This is a genomic window from Allobosea sp. 05T439 (assembly GCF_056396005.1).
Window position 1 is genome coordinate 174,519 of record NZ_JBFTKP010000013.1, and the last position, 20,489, is coordinate 195,007.

The window sequence follows — 20,489 nt, forward strand, 5'->3', positions numbered from 1 at the left end:
GATGGCACGGCCGATCATCATCGACACCGATCCCGGGCAGGATGACGCTGTTGCCCTGCTGCTCGCCTTTGCGCAGCCTGACGAACTCGACATTCGGCTGGTCAGCACGGTCGCGGGCAATGTCGGGATCGACCTGACCACCGCCAACGCGCTGCGCGTCCGCGATCTGGCGGCGCGCCCCGATGTGCCCGTACAAGCGGGCATGGCGCGGCCGATGCTGGAGCCGCTCGAGACGGCGGAATTCGTCTCCGGACCCGACGGCCTGAGCGGCGCCGGGCTGCCGGCCGCCGCCTCGTCKGCGGCTCCCGGCCATGCCGTCCAGGGGATCGTCGAGGTCCTGCGCGCAGCCACAGACGGCAGCATCACGATCTGCGCGCTCGGGCCGCTGACCAATGTCGCGATGGCCTTGCGGCTTGCCCCGGAACTTGCGCCCAAACTGCGCGAGATCGTGGTGATGGGCGGGGCCATGGGCCTCGGCAACATGACGCCGGCAGCCGAGTTCAATTTCTATGTCGATCCGCATGCCGCGGCGGTCGTCCTCGGGGCGGGCGTTCCTGTCACGCTGTTTGGCCTGCATGCGACGCATCAGGCCATCGCCTCGTCGGCGGCCATGGCGCGGTTGGACGGGCTCGGCACCCGCACCGGGCGAGCGGTCCACGGCATGCTGACGCGTCCGCGCCCAGGGGGCCTGGGCACGGCGGCCCACCCCATGCACGACCCCTGCGTCATCGCCTGGCTGCTCTGGCCCGAGCTGTTCAAGGGCCGTGATTGCCATGTCGAGATCGAGCTCGCCGGCAATGTCCGGGGCCGCTCGACCATCGACTGGAACGGCCGGACGAAGCGCCCGGCAAACGCCTTCGTCGTCAACGAGGTCGATGCCGACCGCCTGTTCGAGCGCATGATCGATGCGCTCGCCCGCCTGCCTTGAGGATTGCTGGATCATGACCCATCCGGTCGACGAGTGTCTCGCCGAGGCCGAGGCCGCGATTGCGCGCATGAAGGAGGCCGCGATCGCCGCGCGTCACCAGCACGCGCGTGCCGAGCTGATGCGCCATATGCGGACCACGGCCCGCAAGGTCGTCTCGCGCCCGCTCGATGAGGCGGTCGCACTCGTCTCGCATGAATGGATGAAAGCCTGGAGCCTCGATGCAAGCGCCTATCCCGAACTGGCCCATGACATCACTGCCTTCACCGCTGCCTTCTGCGCCGATGCGCGCGAGAGCACGGAGCAGACGCAGGCTGCGATCCGGGATGCCGTTGCCGCGCTGGAAACAGGCTTCCGGGCCATCGGCACGAGCCTGAGCGACCAGATGGCGTTCCGCTCCGAATGCGCCCATGGCTGGTGGCAAAGCGTCGTGGCGCTGCCGGCCGAATTGCGGGCCACTGAGCGCCGCAGCATTCCGCGCGCCGGCGAGGATGCGCCCTTCTGGAGCGCCGGCGCCCAGCCGCATTGCGGCTGAGGCCTCACTCTCCCCGCGTCGGGGACGGCAGTCGCGCCCGGCTGCCTGCCTCGGCGAAAGGTTCTTCTCTTCATTTTGTGAAATAAGAAAAACCACACTACCTCAAGTGAATTGCCCCGGTGGGCGTTCGGGTATAGCTGAATTGTTCGATTTACAGAACAATACAGGCGGCCAAGACCATGGCCAGAGACCCCATCGATACGGGCCTTTCCGCCCAACAAGGCGCACCGGCTGAGGCAATTGACTTGCCCGAGCGCGCTGCTGACCTCGTTCGCGCGTTCGGCAAGTCGGATGCGCGCGACCGTCTCATCGGACTGCGTCAGGCGGTTTCGGGACGGATCGTCTTTACCACCAGCTTCGGCCTTGAGGATCAGGTCCTCATCCATCTGATCGCTCGTGCCGGGCTTCCCATCGAGATCGTCACCCTCGACACCGGCAGGCTCTTTCCGGAGGTCTACAGCCTCTGGCAGGAGACTGAGCGTCACTATGGCGTGGTGATCCGCCCCTTCTACCCGCGCCATGACGCGATCGAACTTTTTGTCCGCCAAAACGGCATCAACGGCTTTTATGCTTCCCGCGACGCCCGCAAATCCTGCTGCGACATCCGCAAGGTCGAGCCACTGGGCCGGGCCCTGGACGGGGCGGAGATCTGGATCACCGGCTTGCGCTCCGACCAGTCGGCCGCGCGCGGCGGCGTCGCGCTCGCGGAGGCCGAAACGGAGCGCGGCCTGATCAAGTTCAACCCCTTGCTCGACTGGTCGCGCGAGGTCGCGCTGAGTTTCTCCAAGGCTGAAGGAATCCCGCTCAATCCTTTGCATGACAAAGGCTTTATCTCGATCGGCTGCCAGCCCTGCACCCGTGCGATCGCACCGGGCGAGCCGGAGCGGGCCGGGCGCTGGTGGTGGGAAGACGACGCGGCCAAGGAATGCGGCCTGCATGTCGGGCCGGACGGGAATCTGGTCCGGGCCAAGGCTGCCACTGCGGCGGAGGCGCGACCATGATCCAGCTCAGCCATCTGCAGAAGCTCGAAGCCGAGGCGATCTTCATCATTCGCGAGGTTGTGGCGACCTGCGACAAGCCGGTGCTGCTCTATTCGATCGGCAAGGATTCCGCCGTTCTGCTGCATCTCGCCCTGAAGGCGTTCTATCCGGCGAAGCCGCCATTCCCGTTGCTCCATGTCGATACGACCTGGAAGTTCCGTGAGATGATCTCCTTCCGGAACGAGACGGCGGAGCGGCTCGGGCTCGATCTGATCGTCCATGTCAACCAGGACGGGGTCAGGGCCGGCATCGGGCCCTTCGCCTCAGGCTCGCGCGTCCATACCGACGTGATGAAGACGCAAGGGCTGAAGCAGGCACTCGACCTGCACAAGTTCGATGTCGCCTTCGGCGGCGCGCGGCGCGACGAGGAGAAGAGCCGCGCCAAGGAGAGGATCTTCTCGCTGCGCAGCGCCGAGCATCGCTGGGATCCGAAGAACCAGCGCCCGGAGCCCTGGCAGCTCTTCAACACCCGCAAGCACAAGGGCGAGAGCTTTCGCGTCTTCCCGCTCTCCAATTGGACCGAGCGCGATGTCTGGGACTACATCGCACTCGAGAACATTCCGGTCGTACCGCTCTACTTCGCTGCCCCGCGTCCGGTCGTGCACCGCGACGGAGCCTGGATCATGCGCGACGACGACCGCATGGAGCTCGCGCTCGGAGAGGTCGTCGAGACCCGCATGGTCCGCTTCCGGACGCTCGGCTGCTACCCGCTGACCGGCGCAGTCGAGAGCGAAGCCGCAAGCCTCACCGACATCATCGCCGAGATGCGCTCATCGCGCGCCTCCGAGCGCCAGGGCCGTGTCATCGACCATGACGGCGCCGGCTCGATGGAACAGAAGAAGCAGGAAGGGTACTTCTGATGGCTGTCGCCGCCGAGAAGAAGCGCCCGGGCGCCACGGCTCCACTCCCTGCGAACGATTCCTCCGGACTGAGCGAAACCGCCCAGCATTCGCTGCTGCGCTTCATCACCTGCGGCTCGGTCGATGACGGCAAGTCGACGCTGATCGGACGCGTGCTCTATGAGGCCGGCGCGGTCTTCGACGACCAGCTCAGCGCCCTCGACGCCGATTCCCGCAAATTCGGCACGCAAGGTGCGGAGCCCGACTTCGCGCTGCTGGTCGATGGGCTCTCGGCCGAGCGCGAGCAGGGCATCACCATCGATGTCGCATATCGCTATTTCGCGACGGAGAAGCGCAGCTTCATCGTCGCCGATACGCCGGGCCACGAGCAATATACCCGCAACATGGCGACCGGCGCCTCGACCGCCGATCTCGCCATCATCCTGATCGACGCCCGCAAAGGCCTGCTGCCGCAGACGCGGCGCCACTCCTTCATCGTCTCGCTGGTCGGCGTCCGCCACGTCGTGGTTGCGATCAACAAGATGGACCTCGTCGGTTACGACGAGGCAATCTTCGACCGGATCGCTGCGGATTATCGCGCGGCCGTGAAGAACCTCGGCTTCAGGTCGATCGACATCATCCCGGTTTCGGCGCGGGACGGCGAGAATGTGATGCGCCCCTCAACCACGATGCCCTGGCATAAGGGACCGGCGCTGCTGCCTCTGCTGGAGGCCATCGTCGTCGAACAGGAGACGCGCGACGAGGCCGGCTTCGTCCTGCCCGTGCAATGGGTGAACCGGCCCGATCTGGATTTCCGTGGCTATGCCGGCACAGCGGCCCGCGGCCGTGCCCGCGTCGGCGATGCCGTCACGGTGCTGCCGTCCGGGCGCAGCAGCACGATCGCGCGGCTGATTACCCCGTCAGGCGAAGCCAGCAACGCGGCGGCGGGGCAGGCCGTCACCCTGACCCTGGCTGACGAGGTCGACATTTCGCGCGGCGACGTCATCGCTTCCGCGGCGAGCTCGGTTCCCGTCCGGCGCGAGCTCCGGGCGCGGCTGCTCTGGACTGGCGAGCGCGCCATGCTGGAGGGCGGTCAGTTCGTGCTGAAGCTCGCGACCCAGGCCGTGAACGCCACGATCGGCGCGCTGGATCACAGCATCGACATCGAGGGCTTCAAGCCGGTGCCGGCGCAGGTCCTGCGCATGAACGGGATCGGCCTGGTGACGCTGCGGCTCGACCGGCCGCTGGCCACCTTGCCCTATCAGGAGAGCCGGGATCTCGGCGGCTTTATCCTGATCGATCGGATCAGCAACGAAACGGTCGCCTTTGGTTTCGTGGTCGCCGAGCCGGGCGCGGGACGAAGCCTGAACCCGGCGGAGGCGCTCTGTACGGCCGACCGCCTGCGACAGGCGCGCAACCGCCTGATCGGCGCTCCCGGCACGCCGGATCGGCGGCTCTGGTGGAGCGCCGTGAGTTGGCGCCTGCTCAGCACGGCAGGACTGTTCGGAGCAGCCCTTGCACTGACCGGCCGGCCCGGCGTCTCGGGTGTCCTCGCGCTCGGCGACTTCGCCCTGCGCCCGACCTTGCGCGGCCTTCACGCCCGGCTGTGGCAGAGGCACCCATCAGCCGCGCTTCAGGACGGCGCCGGCATCTGATCGATCGAGATCGTTTCGCCGGATGCACGATGGCGTGGGTCGCGGCGTCCTCAGCCCGCGACCACCGCCGTCGCCTCGATCTCGATCAGCGCCTGCGGCTCGACCAGCGCGACGACCTGAACGACCGCCATCGCCGGAAAATGCCGGCCCAGGGTCTCGCGATAGATCGGCCCCATATCCTTCAGGCTGGCGCGATAGGCCTCGATGTCCGTGACATACCAGGTCAGCCGCACGATATCCTCGATGCGACCGCCGCCGGCCTCGACCACAGCCTTGATATTGGCGAGGGTCTGACGGAGCTGCGGCAGAAACCCCTCGGCGAAGACGCCGTGCTCGTTCCAGCCGACGAGGCCACCGGTCACGATCACACGGCCTTCGGCGACCATGCCGTTGGCATAGCCGCGCGGCACCGGCCAGCCCTCGGGCAGGATTGCGCGTGATGCTGGAAGGTTCGACATGGCGGAGCCTCGGTCTTCGGCCGTTTCGGCCTGTTCTTGGGGGAATCAGGTCTCGGTGAGCGCCAACTTACGCAGTGCGAAACGCTGGAGCTTGCCGGTCGGCGTCTTCGGCAGAGCCGGAACGAACGCGATGGCGCGCGGGTATTTATAGGGCGCGATACCCGCCTTCACATGCTCCTGCAATGCCTTGGCCAGGGCCGTATCGCCGCGAATGCCCTCGCGCAGCACGACATAGGCCTTGACGATCTGGCCGCGGTCCGGACAGGGCGCGCCCACCACGCCGCACTCGGCGACATCGGGATGGGCGAGCAGGCAGGCTTCGACCTCCGGCCCGGCAATGTTGTAGCCGGCAGAGATGATCATGTCGTCCGAACGGGCCTGGTACCAGAAATAGCCGTCCGCATCGCGCAGATAGGTATCGCCGGTGATGTTCCAGCCGTCCTGCGCATATTTCGCCTGCCTGGGATCGGCGAGATAGCGGCAGCCGGTCKGTCCGCGCACGGCGAGGCGTCCGGGCGTGCCATCGGGCAGGGGATTGCCGGCCTCGTCGACGATCCGCGCCTCGTAGCCTKGCACGGGCAGGCCGGTGGCGCCCGGCCTTATCGCCTCGCGCGGCGCGGAAATGAAGATATGCAGCATCTCGGTGGCGCCGATGCCGTCCATCAGCGGCAGCCCCGTCCGCTTCAGCCAGGCTTCGAAGGTCGCCTTGGGCAGGGATTCCCCGGCCGAGACGCAGATGCGCAGGGAAGAGATATCGCGGCCGTCGAGCTTGTCGAGCATGGCGCGATAGGCCGTCGGCGCCGTGAAGCAGACGCTCGCCTTGTGGCGCTCGATTGCTGTGACGAGATCGGCGGGGGCGGCCTTGTCGGGCAGCACCATCGCGGCACCGATCCGCATCGGGAACAGCACGAGTCCGCCGAGCCCGAAGGTGAAGGCGAGCGGCGGCGAGCCGATGAAGCGGTCTTCCGGTGCCGCCTTCAGCACGCGCGCTCCATAGGTGTCGCAAATGGCGAGCAGATCCTGGTGGAAATGCATGGTGCCCTTCGGCTCGCCAGTGGTGCCCGACGTGAAGCCGATCAGGCAGACATCATCGCGGGCGGTATCGGCGGCGGTGGCGTTCTCATAGCCCGCGCGCGCCATTAGCGCTTCGAGATCGGTCGGCGTGCCTCCGCCCCAGGTCACGATGCGCGGGAGTTCGGGTGTCTGTGTCTGGGCGGTCCGGAGATCATCGATCAGGCGGTGATCGCACAGGGCCAATGTGATCTTCGCCTTGCGGATGGGGTAGGCGAGTTCGCCGGCGCGCAGCATCGGCATGGTCGCGACCGCGACGCCGCCCGCCTTCAGCACGGCGAGATAGGCCGCGACCATCATCGGCGTATTGGCGGCCCGCAGCAGCACACGGTTGCCCGGCCGCATCCCGAGATCGCGGGTCAGCACATTGGCGATGCGGTTCACGCGCTGGGCGAGTTCGGCGTAGGTCCAGACCTCGCGGTCCGAGATGATGGCGATGCGTTCGCCATGCCCCTCGCTGACATGACGATCGAGCAGTTCGGTCGCGACATTGAGCCGCTCGGGATAGGCGAGGCCGGCATCTGTGACCTTGAGGTCGGGCCAGCTGTCGCGCGGTGGCAGATTGTCCCGCGCGAAACTGTCCAGATGTCCTGACCGCACGAACTCCGCCTGCGCCATCTCAGCCTCCGCTCATGGCATGCGCCTTCAGGAGATCGCGCGCGATGACGACCTTCTGAACCTCGCTGGCGCCCTCATAGATTCTGAGCGCCCTGATCTCGCGATAGAGCTCCTCGACCTTGACGCCCCTGGTCACGCCGAGCCCGCCATGGATCTGGACGGCGCGGTCGATCACGCGCTGGGCGTTCTCGGTTGCGACGAGCTTGGCGAGCGCAGCTTCGCGCGTGACGCGCGGCGCACCCTTGTCCTTCGTCCAGGCCGCCCGATAGACCAGCAGGGCTGCGGCATCGACCTCGGCCGCGCTGTCCGCGATCGCGGCCTGCGAGAGCTGGAGATCGCCGAGCGTTCCGCCAAAGAGCTTCCTGCCATTGGCGTGCGACACGGTCTCGTGCAGCGCGCGCCGGGCGAAGCCGAGCGCCGCGGCACCAACCGTCGAGCGAAAGATGTCGAGCGTCGCCATCGCGACCTTGAATCCGTCGCCGGGCCCTCCGATCCGGTTGCCGACCGGGACACGGCAGGAATCGAAGCGGAGCGTGGCGAGCGGGTGCGGCGCAATCACATCGATGCGCTCTGCGATGCTCAGGCCGGGCGTATCGGCCTCGACCAGGAAGGCCGAGAGACCGCGCGCGCCGGGCGCCTCGCCCGTCCGTACGAAGACGACATAGTGGTCCGCGATGCCGCCATTCGAGATCCAGGTCTTCTCGCCGTCGATGCGGACATGGCCGTTGCCGTCGGGCGCGGCCGTCGTCGCCATGGCGGCGACATCCGAGCCTGCTTCCTTCTCGGAGAGGGCAAAGGCTGCAATGCGCCTGCCGTCGCGGATGCCTGGCAGGATGCGGGCTTTCATAACCTCCGAACCGGCAAGGGAGATCGAACCGGTGCCAAGCCCCTGCATGGCGAAGGCGAAATCCGCGAGTCCGTCACGTGCAGCAAGAATCTCGCGGGCGAGGCAAAGCGTGCGAACATCCAGCGCCTCGCCGAGCCCGCCATACGCTGCCGGCACGACCGCTCTCAGAAAGCCGGCCTCGCCAAGCGCCTTCACCCGCGCCCGGCAGGCGGCATCKACATCGTCATGGGGCAGGCCGGGCAGAGTGGCATCGGCCCACTCTGCGAGATCCCTGGCAAAGGCGCGATGACGATCCTCGAAGAACGGCCAGTCGAGCGTATCGCCGAGAATGCCGGTCCCGATCATCTCAGTTCCCCTCGAAGACCGGCTTCTGCTTGGCGGCGAAGGCGTGATAGGCGCGGGCGAAATCCTCGGTCTGCATGCAGAGCGCCTGCGCCACGGCTTCGGCCTCGATCGCCGCCTCGACCGACATCGCCCACTCCATCTCGAGCATGCGCTTGGTCATCGCGTTGGCGAAGGTCGGCCCGTCCGCCAATTCGCCGGCGAGCGCCTGCGCCTCGCCGAGCATCGCTTCCTTGCCGACGAGCCGGTTGAGGAAGCCCCAGCGCTCGGCTTCCTCGCCCTTGAGCACACGGCCGGTATAGAGCAGCTCAGCCGCGCGGCCCTGGCCGATGATGCGCGGCAGCATCGCGCAGGCGCCCATGTCGCAGCCGGCAAGGCCGACGCGGTTGAACAGGAAGGCGATCTTGGTCTCGGGCGTGCCGAAGCGGATATCCGAGGCCATCGCCATGATCGCACCCGCGCCGGCGCAGATGCCGTCGATTGCCGCGATCACCGGCTGCGGGCAGCCGCGTATCGCCTTGACCAGATCTCCGGTCATGCGGGTGAACTTGAGCAGATCCTTGGTGTCCATCGCGACCAGCGGTCCGATGATCTCGAAGACGTCGCCGCCGGAGGAGAAATTACCGCCGGCTCCGGTGATCACGATCGCCTTGACCTCTTCCTCCTTCTGCGCGGCGAGGAAGAAATCGGTKAGCTCGCGGTAGCTCTCGAAGGTAAGCGGGTTCTTCTTGTCCGGCCGGTTCAGCGTCACTGTCGCGACCTTGCCGGCAACGCCTAAACCGAAATGCGCCGGCTTGAAACCGGCGAGCGGCAAGATGGTGGCGTTGGCGATGCTCATGCGTTCTCTCCCCGGCCCGCCGCTTCATCGGCGCGGCGCTTGATGGCCTGGTGCAGAGAGGCCTTGGTCTGTCCGAGCAGGCGGAAGAGCTGGACGATCTCGGGCTGGTCGAGGCCGGCGAAGAGCTCGGCGATCCAGCCTTCATGCCGCTCCGCCATGGCGCGAAAACTCTTGCGGCCCTGCGCCGTCAGCGTCAGCACCTGGACGCGCCGATCCTGAGCGGCCGGGCGCTTGTCGACCAACCCGTCGGCCAGCAGGCCGGCGACGACGGCGGTGACATTGCCGTTCGACACCATCAGTCGCTGCGAGACCTCGCCGACCGTCATGCCCGTCGTCGATTTGTCGAGCTGCGCCATCAGGTCGAAGCGCGGCAGCGTCGTCTTGAATTCCTCGCGCAGGCGATTGCGGATCTCGGTCTCGATCAGGGTCGAGCAGGTCAGCATCCTGAGCCAGAGCCTGAGCTCGTCCTTGTGATCGCCGGGACGCTCGCTTGCCTTGGTCTCACGGTCGAGAATGAGGCCGGGGGAGGGTGTTTCCATCGCTCTAGAACTCCCCGCCATTGATCAGGATCGACTGGCCGGTAATCCCGGCACTGGAGGGACCGCAGAGGTAGAGCACGGCTGCCGCGACCTCTTCCGGAGCGATCAGCCGGCCCTGGGGGTTGCCCTTGACCAGCTCCGCCAGCGCCTGCTCGCCCGGCTTTCCGGTTTTGGCTGTGATCGCCTCGATGCTGTCTGCCACCATGCCGGTATCGGTATAGCCGGGGCAGATCGCATTCACCGTGACGCCGGATCGGGCGGCCTCCAGCGCCAGCGAGCGTGTCAGCCCGATGACCGCATGCTTGGCCGCGACATAGGCCGAGACATAGGGATAGCCYCGGTGCCCGGCGGTAGAGGCGATCGCGATCAGCCGCCCCTCGCGGCGCTCGGTCATGCCGGGCAGGGCCGCCCGGAAGGCATTGACCGTGCCGATCAGGTTCAACTCGAACATCCGCCGGAAACGCTCGGCGTCGCTTTTCAGGAACGGCCCGGTCTCGACGCCGCCTGCATTGGCAACGACGATATCCAGCGGCCGTTCTCTGGAGAGAGTCCCGATCGCCGCCGCGACGGCTGCCTCATTGGTGACATCGGCGAGCGCGAAGCTGTCGGCATCGCCCTCGGCAATGGCGCTCTGCAGGGTCGCCGCGCTGCGGCCGATGATCGAGACATGCGCACCGGCCGCCTTGAGAGCGCCGGCAACAGCCCGGCCGATGCCACGCCCGCCGCCCGTCACCAGAGCATGTCGTCCCGCCAGGTCCATGACGCCGAGCCTCCTCATGCCGAGCAATATATTTTAGGTCTGAAGCAATTTGCAAGCGAGGCTTGGAACGAGCGCATGATTGTGAATTGCGCGCCGCAATCGCCGGATACGTATAGGATTGGACATGCTCCCGCCTTCCGCGCGGAAGCCACGGCGATCCCCCTTGAGGAAAAAATATTTCAGGCTTAAAATAATATCCGTCACAGCCGGGGAGGATGGGTGATGCGCATTGCGGTCGTCGGGGGCGGTCCTGCCGGACTCTATTTCGCGCTGCTGATGAAACGTGACTGGCCGGCGCTGGACGTCACGGTCTTCGAGCGCAACCAGCCTGACGACACGTTCGGATTCGGCGTCGTCTTTTCCGACCAGACGCTCGATACCTTCAAGGCGGCCGACCMCGAAAGCTACGGCGCGATCGTCGACAATTTCGCCTACTGGGACGATATCGAGATCCGCTTCAAGGACACGCTCCATCGTGTCTCCGGCAACGGCTTTTGCGGCTGCTCGCGCCGCTCGCTGCTGATGCTGGTGCAGGAGCGCTGCCGAGAACTCGGCGTCACGCTGAAATTCGGAACGGAAGCCGATGATATCGAAGCGCTGAAGCGCAATTTCGATCTCGTGGTCGCGGCCGACGGCATCAACAGCCGCATCCGCGAAGGCTGGCGGGAACGCTTCCGGCCACAGGTCGATCTCAGGCCGAACAAGTTCACCTGGATGGGCTCGACCCGGCCCTTCGACGCCTTCACCTTCTTCTTCAAGGAAACCGAGCACGGGCTCTTCATTGCCCATTGCTACCAGTACGAGGCCGGGCGCTCGACATGGGTGCTGGAGACGGACCCCGAGACCTTTGCGAAGGCTGGCCTGGAGGGCATGGACGAAGCCGCCTCGGCCGCCTTCCTCGAAGGCGTCTTCGCGGAGGAGCTGCAAGGTCACCGGCTGATCACCAATCGCTCGCTCTGGCGCAATTTCCCGATGATCCGCTGCGAGAACTGGGTCTCGGACAATGTCGTGCTGATCGGAGACGCCAAGGCGACGGCGCATTTCTCGATCGGCTCCGGCACCAAGCTGGCAATGGAGGACGCGATTGCGCTGCATCGTGCCTTCGGCAAGGCGAAGCTCGACGTCTCCACCGCCCTGTCGCTCTACGAACGGACCCGGCGCGAAGAGGTCGAGAAGACGCAGCACGCGGCGGATGTCTCGCTGGTCTGGTTCGAGCAACTGCGTCGCTTCTGGGATTTCGATCCGTTGCGCTTTGCCTTCGGTCTGATGACGCGCTCGAAGGCGATCACCTATGACAATCTCGCTCTGCGCGCGCCCGCCTTCGCCGCTGCCATCGACACGCTGGTGGCTGACGAAGTCGGCCCTGCAGCGCGGCGCAAGCGCGACGGCTCCCCCGTGGCACCCGCATTCCAGCCATTCCGGCTCCGCGAGATGCAGGTCGAGAATCGCATGGTGCTCTCGCCCATGTGCCAGTATTCTGCGCTAGAGGGCCTGCCGACGGACTGGCACCTGATGCATTACGGCTCGCGGGCCATCGGCGGTCCGGGCTTGATCGTTAGCGAGATGACCTGCGTCGCCCCCGACGCCCGCATCACGCCCGGTTGCACCGGTCTCTACAGCGACGAGCAGGAGGCGGCCTGGACACGCATCGTCGACTTCGTTCACGCGAACTCGGCCGCGAAGTTTTGCCTTCAGCTCGGGCATGCCGGCCGCAAGGGCGCGACCAGGCTGATGTGGGAAGGGATGGACCGGCCGCTTCCCGCAGGGGCCTGGCCGATCATCTCGGCCTCGCCTCTGCCCTATTATCCCGAGAGCCAGGTGCCGCGCGAGATGACGCGCGCCGACATGGATCGCGTGCGCTCCGAGTTCGTCGCCGCGGCCGAGCGCGGCGAGCGGGCAGGCTTCGACATGTTGGAGCTGCACTGCGCCCATGGCTATCTGCTGGCGAGCTTCCTCTCGCCGCTGACGAACCACAGGACGGACGCCTATGGCGGCTCGCTCGAGAACCGCCTGCGCTACCCGCTCGAGGTGTTTCGGGCGCTGCGCGAGGCCTGGCCGCGGGAGAAGCCGATGTCCGTTCGTATTTCGGCGACGGACTGGAAGGAAGGCGGCCTGTCGCCTGAGGATTCCGTCGCCATTGCGGCCGCCTTTGCCGGGGAAGGCTGTGACCTCGTCGATGTTTCCACCGGGCAGACCGTCAATGACAGCCGGCCGATTTATGGCCGCATGTTCCAGACGCCGTATTCCGACCGCATCCGCAACGAGGCGCGCATCGCCACCATGTGCGTCGGCAACATCACGACGGCCGATCAGGTGAACACGATCATTGCCTCCGGTCGCGCCGATCTCGTGGCGCTCGGGCGCCCGCATCTGGCGGACCCGTCCTTCGTGCTGCGCGCTGCGGCCTGGTATGGCGTCGATACCCCGCAACCCGTGCAGTACCAGCCCGGCAAGGACCAGCTCATGCGCAACACGCCGCGCGAGCGCGAGGATCTGACCGAGCTCAAGCTCAAGGCCAAGCCGGGGCGGCACGCGGACGCACATTAGCCATTCGCCCTTGCCGCGCGCGAAACGACGGGCGACAAGGCCCGGCGATCAGATACCGCCGGAGCCAAGCCCATGGATGCCGCCAACCCGCCGCTCGCCGGCCGCCAGCCGGCAATACCTGACGGCCTGCGCATCTATGCGGTGGGCGACGTCCATGGCCGCCTCGATCTGCTGCGCGAGATCGAGGCCCAGATCGAAGCGGATGCCCGTTCAGCCTCAGGCAAGCGCGTCATCCAGGTCATGCTTGGCGACTATATCGACCGCGGTCCCGACTCCTCTGGCGTGATCGCTCATCTCATCGACAAGCGGCGTGAACGTGAGCTCGTCACGCTGCGCKGCAATCATGAGGACTACACGCTCGGCATTCGCCATGCGCCCGATCTCGTGTTGCGCTGGTGCCGGTTTGGCGGCGTCGAGACGCTGGCATCCTACGGCATCGACGTGGCCGAGTTCGACGAGGTCGAGGAAGATCTGGCGTGCCGTCAGATCGTGCAGCGTTTCTTCGCAGCGCAACCGGCCGACCACGCCGCATTCATCGCGCAGGCGCCCMTGAACTGGCGCTGCGGTGACTATCTCTTCGTGCATGCCGGCATCCGCCCGGGCATTCAGCTCGGCGAGCAATCCGAGCAAGACATGCTCTGGATCCGGCACGAATTTCTCGACAGCGAAGAGGATTTCGGTTTCGTCGTGGTTCACGGGCATACGCCGACGACTGCGCCCGTCATCCGCCCGAACCGGATCGGTATCGACACACGCGCCTATGAAACGGGGCAGCTAACCTGCGTGGTGCTCGAAGGCACCGGCCGGCGAATCCTGACGACGGGCTGAGCCGGATCGCAACCCGGAACCTCGCCGGCCACCATTCGTTCGAGAACCAATGGCCCCGGCTCGTGCCGGACCTGTATCGTGGGAATGACGGGGCAACCCGCCTGACCCACTCACAGGGACAGGCAGAGTCCAGATCATTGCATTTTCGCAACGTCGTCGTGGCAACACGTGATCTGTTGTTGCATTCGAAAGCGGTTATCTCTGCTGCGAACACTGGCCAACGGGCCAAGGAAGCGATCAGGAGGTCACCTATGAAGCTCACGGGCATCCATCACGTCACCGCAATCTCGGCCAACGCGCCGCAGAACCGGCGCTTCTATGTCGAGACGCTCGGCATGCGCATGGTCAAGAAAACGGTCAATCAGGACGACACCTCGGCCTATCATCTGTTCTACGCCGACGGCGCCGGCTCGCCCGGCACCGATCTGACCTTTTTCGACTGGCCGGCTCCTCCGGCCAAGCGCGGCACCCATTCGATTACCCGCACCGCCCTGCGCGTCGGTGACGAGACGTCGCTGGACTGGTGGCGCGAGCGGCTGACGGCGGCTGGCGTCGCGGTTTCGGATATCCGCGCCATCAATGGCCGCGCCGCGATTGATTTCGAGGATCCGGAAGGCCAGCGCCTGACGCTGATCGCCGATGGCGGTGCGATTCCCTTCGTGGCCTGGGACAGGAGTTCCGTGCCGACAGAACATCAGATCCGTGGCCTCGGCCCGGTGACGATTTCCGTGCCGAAGCTGGAGCGGACCGAGCTCGTGCTGGGCAAGCTGCTCGGCCTCGAGCGCATTGCGGACTATCGCGACGCGGCTCATGCGACCGGCGACATCCACGTCTTCAAGGTCGGCGATGGCGGGCCGGCGGCGGAGCTGCATGTCGCGGTCGAGCCCGACCTGCCGCAGGCACGCGAAGGGGCGGGCGGTGTCCACCATCTCGCGCTGCGGACGCCGACCTTCGGCGAGTACGATGAGTGGGCGGAGCGCCTGCGCGCGACCGGCTATCCCAATAGCGGACCGGTCGATCGCTTCTATTTCCGTTCGCTCTATCTGCGTGAGCCAAATGGAATCCTGATCGAGATCGCCAGCGATGGTCCCGGCTTCGCAACCGATGAGCCGGCCGAAACGATGGGCGAAAAGCTCGCGCTGCCGCCGTTCCTGGAACCGAAGCGCCGGCAGATCGAGGCCAATCTGAAGCCGCTCTAAAGCATCGGCCCGAAAAGTGGATTGCGGTTTTCGGGGCAAAGCCGATGCAAAGACAACGGGTTAGATCATCGGACTGGATACGATATCCGGTCCGATGAACTGGAGGCATCGGCCCGAGACTGGATTGTGGTTCTCGGGCAAGCGGTGCCCACACGAAAGGCGAGATCATCGGATCGGTATCCGGTCCGATGATCCAACGCACCGAGCGGCTCAGCCGAGCCGCTCGGCTCTGATGCGGATCCCGGCGGCGTCACGGTCGAATGTATCGGCCGTGACGCCTTCGCTGCGCAGAACATGCTTCTGCAGCTTGCCACTCGCCGTCTTTGGAAGTTCGTCTACGATGCGGATGAAGCGCGGCACCATGTAATGCGCGATGCGCTCCGCCAGGAAGCTCACAAGCTCGGTCTGGTCGAGTGCGCCGCCTGCAATCGGGGTGACGACGGCCAGGACCTCATCCTCGCCATGCTCGCTCGGCACCGCGACGGCAACCGCCTCGCGAACCCCGGGATGGGCCAGGATCTCGCTCTCCAGTTCAAAGGAGGAAATGTTCTCGCCACGCCGGCGGATCACGTCCTTGAGCCGGTCGACGAAGAAGAAGCGCCCATCCGGCATCTGGCGAAAGGCGTCGCCAGTGTGGAACCAGCCATTGCGCATCGCCGCGACCGTCGCCTCGGCATTCCCATAGTAGCCTTTCATCAGCGCCCACGGCCGGTGCGAGCGAACCAGCAATTCGCCGACCTCGCCCCTTGGCATTTCGCAGTCATGAGCATCAGCGACCCGCAATTCGAACCAGGGTCGCGGCAAGCCTGCCAGGCCTTGCTCTGAAATGCCGGGGCCGGCACTGAGCGGACTGGCTATCTCCGTCATGTTGTAGACGGTGTGCAGATCGACGCCGAAGCGCTCGCGGAACGAGACGGCGTCCTCGCCGAAGGGCACGATGAAGGCCTTCTTCAGGGGGTGTTCCCGGTCGGACGCACTGGCCGGCTGCTTCAGCAGGAACGTCGCCATGACGCCGAGCAGCAAGACCAGAGTGCTGCCGGTACCGCGAACGGCATCCCAGAAATCAGCGGTGCGGAACTCGCGGACCATGCCGATCGATCCGCCGCAGGCGAGCATCGCATAGACATAGAGCGTCGAGCCGCAATGGAAGATCGGGCCGCAGACCAGGCAGCAATCCTCGGGGCCGATGCAGTCGAATGCGTCAGGCCCCATCGTGTAGAGCTGGACATAGGACGACACCACGCCCTTGGCATTGCCGGTCGTGCCGGAGGTGTACATGATCGCCTGGGTGTCCCAGGGCTCGATCGCACGCTCCAGCGCCAGGGTATCGTCCGCAACCACGGCGGGGAGCTCGAACGGGGCGACGGTGACGCCTGCGAGCTGCGGCTCCCGTTGCTCGCTCTCGCCGACCAGCAGAACCTGCCGCAGCTTKCCGGGATTGACCTCCGCCAACCTTGGCACCAGCGCCCGATGGCCGACCATCAACGCCGCGTCGGCATCGTCGAGCACATATTCGAGCGGGCGGCCGCGCGCGGCGGTGTTCAGCGGGACATAGACGGCGCCGAGATAGTTGATCGCGAACCAGGTCGCCAGCAGGTCGGGGCCATTGCCCATCCAGCACAGCACATGGTCGCCCTGCTTCACGCCGGCCGCGGCAAGGGCGGCAGCGTGCAAACGCACCTGTCGCAGCGTTTCGCCATAGCTCCAGGTCGCGCCGGGCCAGAACTGGACGAAGCGCCGATCCGGATTTGTCCTGGCCTGGCGCTCGAGCATGTGGCGCAGCACGCACGCGTCGCTCCCGGGCACGTTCGCGGCATCTGCCAAATCCTTGCCAACCGTCATCAGCCGCGCTCCTCCAAGGCATCGCTCTGATCCGGCCCAGGGGCAGGGCGGCGATTTCTGGCGAAAGCCTGCGGCAGATCCGGCGGTATCGTCAATTGCGAGCGGCGCTCTGCAGCGTTGCCGCTGCTTCACGCCAGAGCGGAGGCTTCAACCCGGCGCCTGTTCACGGATTGCCCTGGCGGTCTCCTTCTGTATGTCGAAGGCGGCCCGTCGCTGCCGGATCTCATCGGGCGAAAGACGTTCGATATTGCAATAGTCCAACTTCCAGTCCGGGGTGGAACTCCAGATCAAGGGGGACTGCACCGTGGTCCGTGGCGCCGGTGCCCGCTCCAGGGTGGCCAGAGCCAGATCGAGCGTGACGTCCTGGGAGCTGCGGTCGTTCGGTCGCCCCGCGGAATTGCCGAGCGGAAAATCCGAAAACAGGAAGCGCGGCACACCGACATATTCGACGATGTCCTTGGCGCAACCCATGACAACGGTCGCGATGCCATTCTCCTCCAGCGCCCTGGCGGCGAGACTGACGCTCTGATGGCAGACGGGGCAATTCGGCACCAGAATCGCTGCATCGACCGCATCCGCCCTGCAGCGGGCGACGATCTCCGGGCAATCGACCTCGAGCGTCACGCGGTGGCTGCGATTGGTCGGCAAGCCATGGAAGCGCGGTGCAATCGAGCCGAGCCGCCCTGAGATCGCCGCCTGGCGCAATGCGGCCAGCGGGAAATAGCTCCCGAGATCTTCGGCGGTCGTATGCGTGCGGTCGATCGCGACATGGGCGATGCGCAGGTCGTGCTCCTCGCCGCTATCGGCGGAATAGACGGAATAGAACTTGGCTGCAGCGTTGTAGGGCGCTCCCGGCCCCTGATCGCCCTTGTCCGGTTGGTAGGGGGCAGCCGTCGTGATGATCGTCACCCGGCACTCAGAAAGAGGCCTCGCCAAAGCCTGAAACGGCACCGCGGCGTAATGCGCCCATGCGTAGGGCTGACCATATCCCAGCGCCTGATAGTAGGTGCTAACGCGCTGAAGATAGGGGATCGGCGCATCATGGGCGGGCGCAAACCCAAATATGTCGCTGCGTTCGCCGACCATCGCGGGCGCTCCTGTTCCTGCCGCGGCGCGGCATGGGCCGCACGGTAGAGCAGCGTCGCGAGGCGCTGCAATGCGCGGATACCCGGAATTGGTCGGCCGCCAGTTCCGGCAGCGCTTGACCCTCCATCCGGTGGAGACCCTAGGACGACGCCATGAAGGAAGAACGGCACACGATTGGCGAGCTTGCAAAGCTCAGCGGCGTCTCGGTCAGGCGGATTCGGTTCTATTCGGACAGCGGATTGCTGCCGCCGGCGACGCGAACTTTCAGCAACTACCGTGTGTATTCCGCGGAGGATGTCGCGCGTCTCGATCTGATCCGGGCGCTGCGCGATATCGGGCTGGGCCTCGCAGTCATCCGAAAGTTCCTGTCGAGGCGGCTTTCGCTGACGGACGTTCTGACCATGCGCCTTCGCGCGCTGGAGGCGGAGATCGCCTCGCAGCGCCGTGTCGCCGCCGTCCTGCGCGCGACCTTGAAGTCGCCAGACCCCACCGAAACCGATCTCAGGAGATTATGGACCGTGACGACCCTTTCCAATGCCCAGTTCCGCCTGCTGGTCGAGCGCTTCTACGACGAGGTCGCCGGAGGCGCGCAGATGGACGATGCCTGGAAGCGCCAGATGATCGAGGCCAGCACACCCGAGCTCCCGGACGATCCGACGCCCGCGCAGATCGATGCCTGGGCCGAGCTTACGGTGATCATCACCGATGAAAGCTACATGGCCGAGATGCGGGCGAATGCTGGGGCCATGTCGACCGCTGAGTTCGACCCCGCCGCCTATGCCGAAGCCGCGAACCGGACCCTCGCCAAGGTTCGCGCCGCGATGGACGACAGCGCAAAACCGGATTCCGCAAGCGGTGCCGCGATCGCGCGGGAATGGCTTGAAGACTCAGCCCGCGCAATGAACCGCGCTCCCGATCGGGCTTTCCTGGACTGGCATCTCGATCAGTATCGGAAACACCACGCCCGTTCGATCCGCTATCAGCAACTGCTCGCCATCTTGCGCGGCGACGATGCAGGAGGCCCGGCCGGCTCCGAATGGCACTGGATCAATGAAGCGATGAGGCCGCTTCTGGCTCAACCGGAGTGAGATCCGGGACGCGGGGGGCGCCATGCCAGGCATCGGCGGCGCCCGTTCGGAAGGAGAGGTCGCCACCGCTTGGGATCCCGCGCGATGGCATCTGCCTCAGGAGCTTTGCGATATCATTGCGATGTCGCCTTGCGGAACCGAATGGCCCCGAAGATGTGGTCGAGCTCTCTGGTGAAGCTCGTGCTGAAGATAACCGAGTCGGCTTCATTGCGCGGCACCGCCATCGACAGCAAGGTCTCCCTCACTTGCTCGCAATGGGCCCGGAGTTCCGCGAGGGTGACATGGGCCTCTTCTACGGAATCGGCTCCCAGCAGCGCCACCTGTCCGAGGATCACGATCACGGCTGCCTCCAGCGCGGTGATGCTCGCAAGCAGAGCGGTATTCCGTGCCGGGCCGTAAGGATCGACTGCATATCCCATGACGCGTTCCTCCCTCCACTCAAGTTCCGCCCAACGATAGGTTCGGCCACCTGACGAAGCTCCCCGGTTTCAATTGCTGGAGTGATGCCCGTCGCGTGTCCGTCTTCGGAAAGGTCTGCGCAGCGAAGTTCAGCGGGCTCCTGGCGGGAACCTCAGGCGCCGTTTTACCCGACAATTCGGCTCGCAAACMTGACATGACGTGTCAGCCTAATGTCAGCTTCAGCGTCGTAGGGTTGCGGGTTGCCGGGCCGAGATGCATGTCCGCTCGCCCCAGACGTGGAACGGCCGCTCAGACTGTCTTCCGCGCAAGGGATGGGAAAGACGAAGGTGCGCGCGGCCTTGCCGTGCGCGGGGACTTCGCTCCTGCCTAGTCATACATCCCGCTCTTGCAGCGATAGCCGACGAAGCAGCTCGCTGTGTCGCGGCTCGGAACCCAGGCGGGATCGGCATATTCATCGAGTTCGCAGAAACTGCGGTCGCGCACGAAGCGGTCATAGGTGTAGCCACCGGTACCGAGCACGATGGCGCCGTTGGCAATGACATCGTGCCGGCTGGCACTGCAGGGCCTGTTGACGGTGGAGGGCCGGGGCTGAGCCAACGCAAGATCCGCGGCCAACATCAGCATCAATGACAGAACGGCTCGGTTCATCGTCGCCTCCGGTGCGAGCGAAGCTACGGCCGCATAGTAACCGCATCGGTTGCGCAACATACCAGTCTTCGCTTGCCGCGCCGAACGGGCGAGGGGTCTGCGTTCCCAACCGGCAGCAGACGAGGTCGGTCACGCACGTCGCTGCCAGCGCGGCAGCGACGTCTCCGCCCGCTGGAGATGGAGATCAAGGCGACGCGCTGGCCTCGACGAGGATTTCTCGCTTGCCGGCGTGGTTGGCGGGGCCGACGATGCCCTCGTTCTCCATGCGCTCCATGATCGAGGCGGCGCGGTTGTAGCCGATCTGCAGGCGGCGCTGGATATACGAGGTCGAGGCCTTCTTGTCGCGCAGCACGACCGCGACCGC

General features: G+C 65.8%; 20 protein-coding genes. 9 read left to right on the forward strand and 11 right to left on the reverse strand.

Annotated elements, in window-relative coordinates; all coding sequences use genetic code 11:
• Nucleotide 1 precedes the first annotated feature (1 nt).
• From AC1DIO_RS17340 to cysN, 5 genes are all read left to right on the forward strand, one after another.
• Nucleotides 2-928, forward strand: a complete 927-nt coding sequence (locus AC1DIO_RS17340; protein WP_441507105.1) for a nucleoside hydrolase — start codon at nucleotides 2-4, stop codon at nucleotides 926-928.
• Nucleotides 929-941: 13 nt separating this feature from the next.
• The gene (locus AC1DIO_RS17345) at nucleotides 942-1,460 is read left to right on the forward strand and encodes a hypothetical protein (RefSeq protein WP_441490838.1); all 519 of its coding nucleotides are present in this window, start codon (nucleotides 942-944) and stop codon (nucleotides 1,458-1,460) included.
• Nucleotides 1,461-1,639: 179 nt separating this feature from the next.
• Nucleotides 1,640-2,461: a phosphoadenylyl-sulfate reductase gene (locus AC1DIO_RS17350; RefSeq protein ID WP_441507106.1), complete on the forward strand. Its 822-nt coding sequence runs from the start codon at nucleotides 1,640-1,642 to the stop codon at nucleotides 2,459-2,461.
• Complete coding sequence (gene cysD / locus AC1DIO_RS17355) at nucleotides 2,458-3,360, forward strand: sulfate adenylyltransferase subunit CysD (protein WP_441507107.1); 903 nt, start codon at nucleotides 2,458-2,460, stop codon at nucleotides 3,358-3,360. The genes AC1DIO_RS17350 and cysD overlap by 4 nt, the downstream gene beginning before the upstream one ends.
• Complete coding sequence (gene cysN, locus AC1DIO_RS17360) at nucleotides 3,360-4,994, forward strand: sulfate adenylyltransferase subunit CysN (protein ID WP_441507108.1); 1,635 nt, start codon at nucleotides 3,360-3,362, stop codon at nucleotides 4,992-4,994. The genes cysD and cysN overlap by 1 nt, the downstream gene beginning before the upstream one ends.
• Before the next feature lie 50 nt (nucleotides 4,995-5,044).
• Here the strand turns inward: cysN and AC1DIO_RS17365 are convergent, their stop codons facing one another.
• From AC1DIO_RS17365 to AC1DIO_RS17390, 6 genes are read right to left on the reverse strand one after another with little or no spacing between them, the layout of a single operon-like run.
• Nucleotides 5,045-5,452: a RidA family protein gene (locus AC1DIO_RS17365; protein WP_441490834.1), complete on the reverse strand. Its 408-nt coding sequence runs from the start codon at nucleotides 5,450-5,452 to the stop codon at nucleotides 5,045-5,047.
• Between the two features lie 45 nt (nucleotides 5,453-5,497).
• Nucleotides 5,498-7,141 (reverse strand): benzoate-CoA ligase family protein, encoded by a 1,644-nt coding sequence (locus tag AC1DIO_RS17370; protein ID WP_476853743.1) that lies wholly within the window; start codon nucleotides 7,139-7,141, stop codon nucleotides 5,498-5,500.
• Nucleotide 7,142: 1 nt separating this feature from the next.
• Nucleotides 7,143-8,333 carry an acyl-CoA dehydrogenase family protein gene (locus AC1DIO_RS17375; protein WP_441507111.1) on the reverse strand — a complete coding sequence of 397 codons (1,191 nt, stop codon included), beginning with the start codon at nucleotides 8,331-8,333 and terminating at the stop codon, nucleotides 7,143-7,145.
• Nucleotide 8,334: 1 nt separating this feature from the next.
• The gene (locus AC1DIO_RS17380) at nucleotides 8,335-9,168 is read right to left on the reverse strand and encodes an enoyl-CoA hydratase family protein (protein WP_441507112.1); all 834 of its coding nucleotides are present in this window, start codon (nucleotides 9,166-9,168) and stop codon (nucleotides 8,335-8,337) included.
• Nucleotides 9,165-9,707: a MarR family winged helix-turn-helix transcriptional regulator gene (locus tag AC1DIO_RS17385; protein WP_441478049.1), complete on the reverse strand. Its 543-nt coding sequence runs from the start codon at nucleotides 9,705-9,707 to the stop codon at nucleotides 9,165-9,167. Before AC1DIO_RS17385 ends, AC1DIO_RS17380 begins: the two co-directional genes overlap by 4 nt.
• A 4-nt stretch (nucleotides 9,708-9,711) precedes the next feature.
• Nucleotides 9,712-10,467, reverse strand: coding sequence for an SDR family NAD(P)-dependent oxidoreductase (locus AC1DIO_RS17390; RefSeq protein ID WP_441507113.1), 756 nt, complete (start codon nucleotides 10,465-10,467; stop codon nucleotides 9,712-9,714).
• A gap of 222 nt (nucleotides 10,468-10,689) precedes the next feature.
• Between AC1DIO_RS17390 and AC1DIO_RS17395 the strand changes: the two genes are divergently transcribed.
• The 3 genes from AC1DIO_RS17395 to AC1DIO_RS17405 all read left to right on the forward strand — a co-directional run bounded on the left by AC1DIO_RS17395 (nucleotide 10,690) and on the right by AC1DIO_RS17405 (nucleotide 15,041).
• Nucleotides 10,690-13,014, forward strand: a complete 2,325-nt coding sequence (locus AC1DIO_RS17395; protein ID WP_476853744.1) for a bifunctional salicylyl-CoA 5-hydroxylase/oxidoreductase — start codon at nucleotides 10,690-10,692, stop codon at nucleotides 13,012-13,014.
• Between the two features lie 72 nt (nucleotides 13,015-13,086).
• Nucleotides 13,087-13,842 (forward strand): metallophosphoesterase, encoded by a 756-nt coding sequence (locus tag AC1DIO_RS17400; RefSeq protein ID WP_476853745.1) that lies wholly within the window; start codon nucleotides 13,087-13,089, stop codon nucleotides 13,840-13,842.
• Nucleotides 13,843-14,093: 251 nt separating this feature from the next.
• Complete coding sequence (locus AC1DIO_RS17405; protein ID WP_441507116.1) at nucleotides 14,094-15,041, forward strand: ring-cleaving dioxygenase; 948 nt, start codon at nucleotides 14,094-14,096, stop codon at nucleotides 15,039-15,041.
• 210 nt (nucleotides 15,042-15,251) lie between these two features.
• Here AC1DIO_RS17405 and AC1DIO_RS17410 read toward each other — a convergent pair whose 3' ends face one another.
• Entirely contained in the window at nucleotides 15,252-16,883 is a 1,632-nt protein-coding gene (locus tag AC1DIO_RS17410; protein ID WP_441507117.1) for an AMP-binding protein, read from the reverse strand.
• Between the two features lie 147 nt (nucleotides 16,884-17,030).
• The gene (locus AC1DIO_RS17415; RefSeq protein ID WP_476776385.1) at nucleotides 17,031-17,969 is read right to left on the reverse strand and encodes a glycine reductase; all 939 of its coding nucleotides are present in this window, start codon (nucleotides 17,967-17,969) and stop codon (nucleotides 17,031-17,033) included.
• 152 nt (nucleotides 17,970-18,121) lie between these two features.
• On the opposite strand from AC1DIO_RS17415, the gene AC1DIO_RS17420 reads away from it, so the two are divergent.
• Nucleotides 18,122-19,057 (forward strand): helix-turn-helix domain-containing protein, encoded by a 936-nt coding sequence (locus tag AC1DIO_RS17420; protein ID WP_441507119.1) that lies wholly within the window; start codon nucleotides 18,122-18,124, stop codon nucleotides 19,055-19,057.
• A gap of 113 nt (nucleotides 19,058-19,170) precedes the next feature.
• Here AC1DIO_RS17420 and AC1DIO_RS17425 read toward each other — a convergent pair whose 3' ends face one another.
• The 3 genes from AC1DIO_RS17425 to AC1DIO_RS17435 all read right to left on the reverse strand — a co-directional run.
• Nucleotides 19,171-19,476: a hypothetical protein gene (locus tag AC1DIO_RS17425; RefSeq protein ID WP_441490823.1), complete on the reverse strand. Its 306-nt coding sequence runs from the start codon at nucleotides 19,474-19,476 to the stop codon at nucleotides 19,171-19,173.
• 367 nt (nucleotides 19,477-19,843) lie between these two features.
• Nucleotides 19,844-20,125: a hypothetical protein gene (locus AC1DIO_RS17430; protein ID WP_441507120.1), complete on the reverse strand. Its 282-nt coding sequence runs from the start codon at nucleotides 20,123-20,125 to the stop codon at nucleotides 19,844-19,846.
• 184 nt (nucleotides 20,126-20,309) lie between these two features.
• Nucleotides 20,310-20,489: DNA translocase FtsK (locus tag AC1DIO_RS17435; protein WP_476853746.1), on the reverse strand; the 180-nt coding region annotated here is incomplete at its 5' end.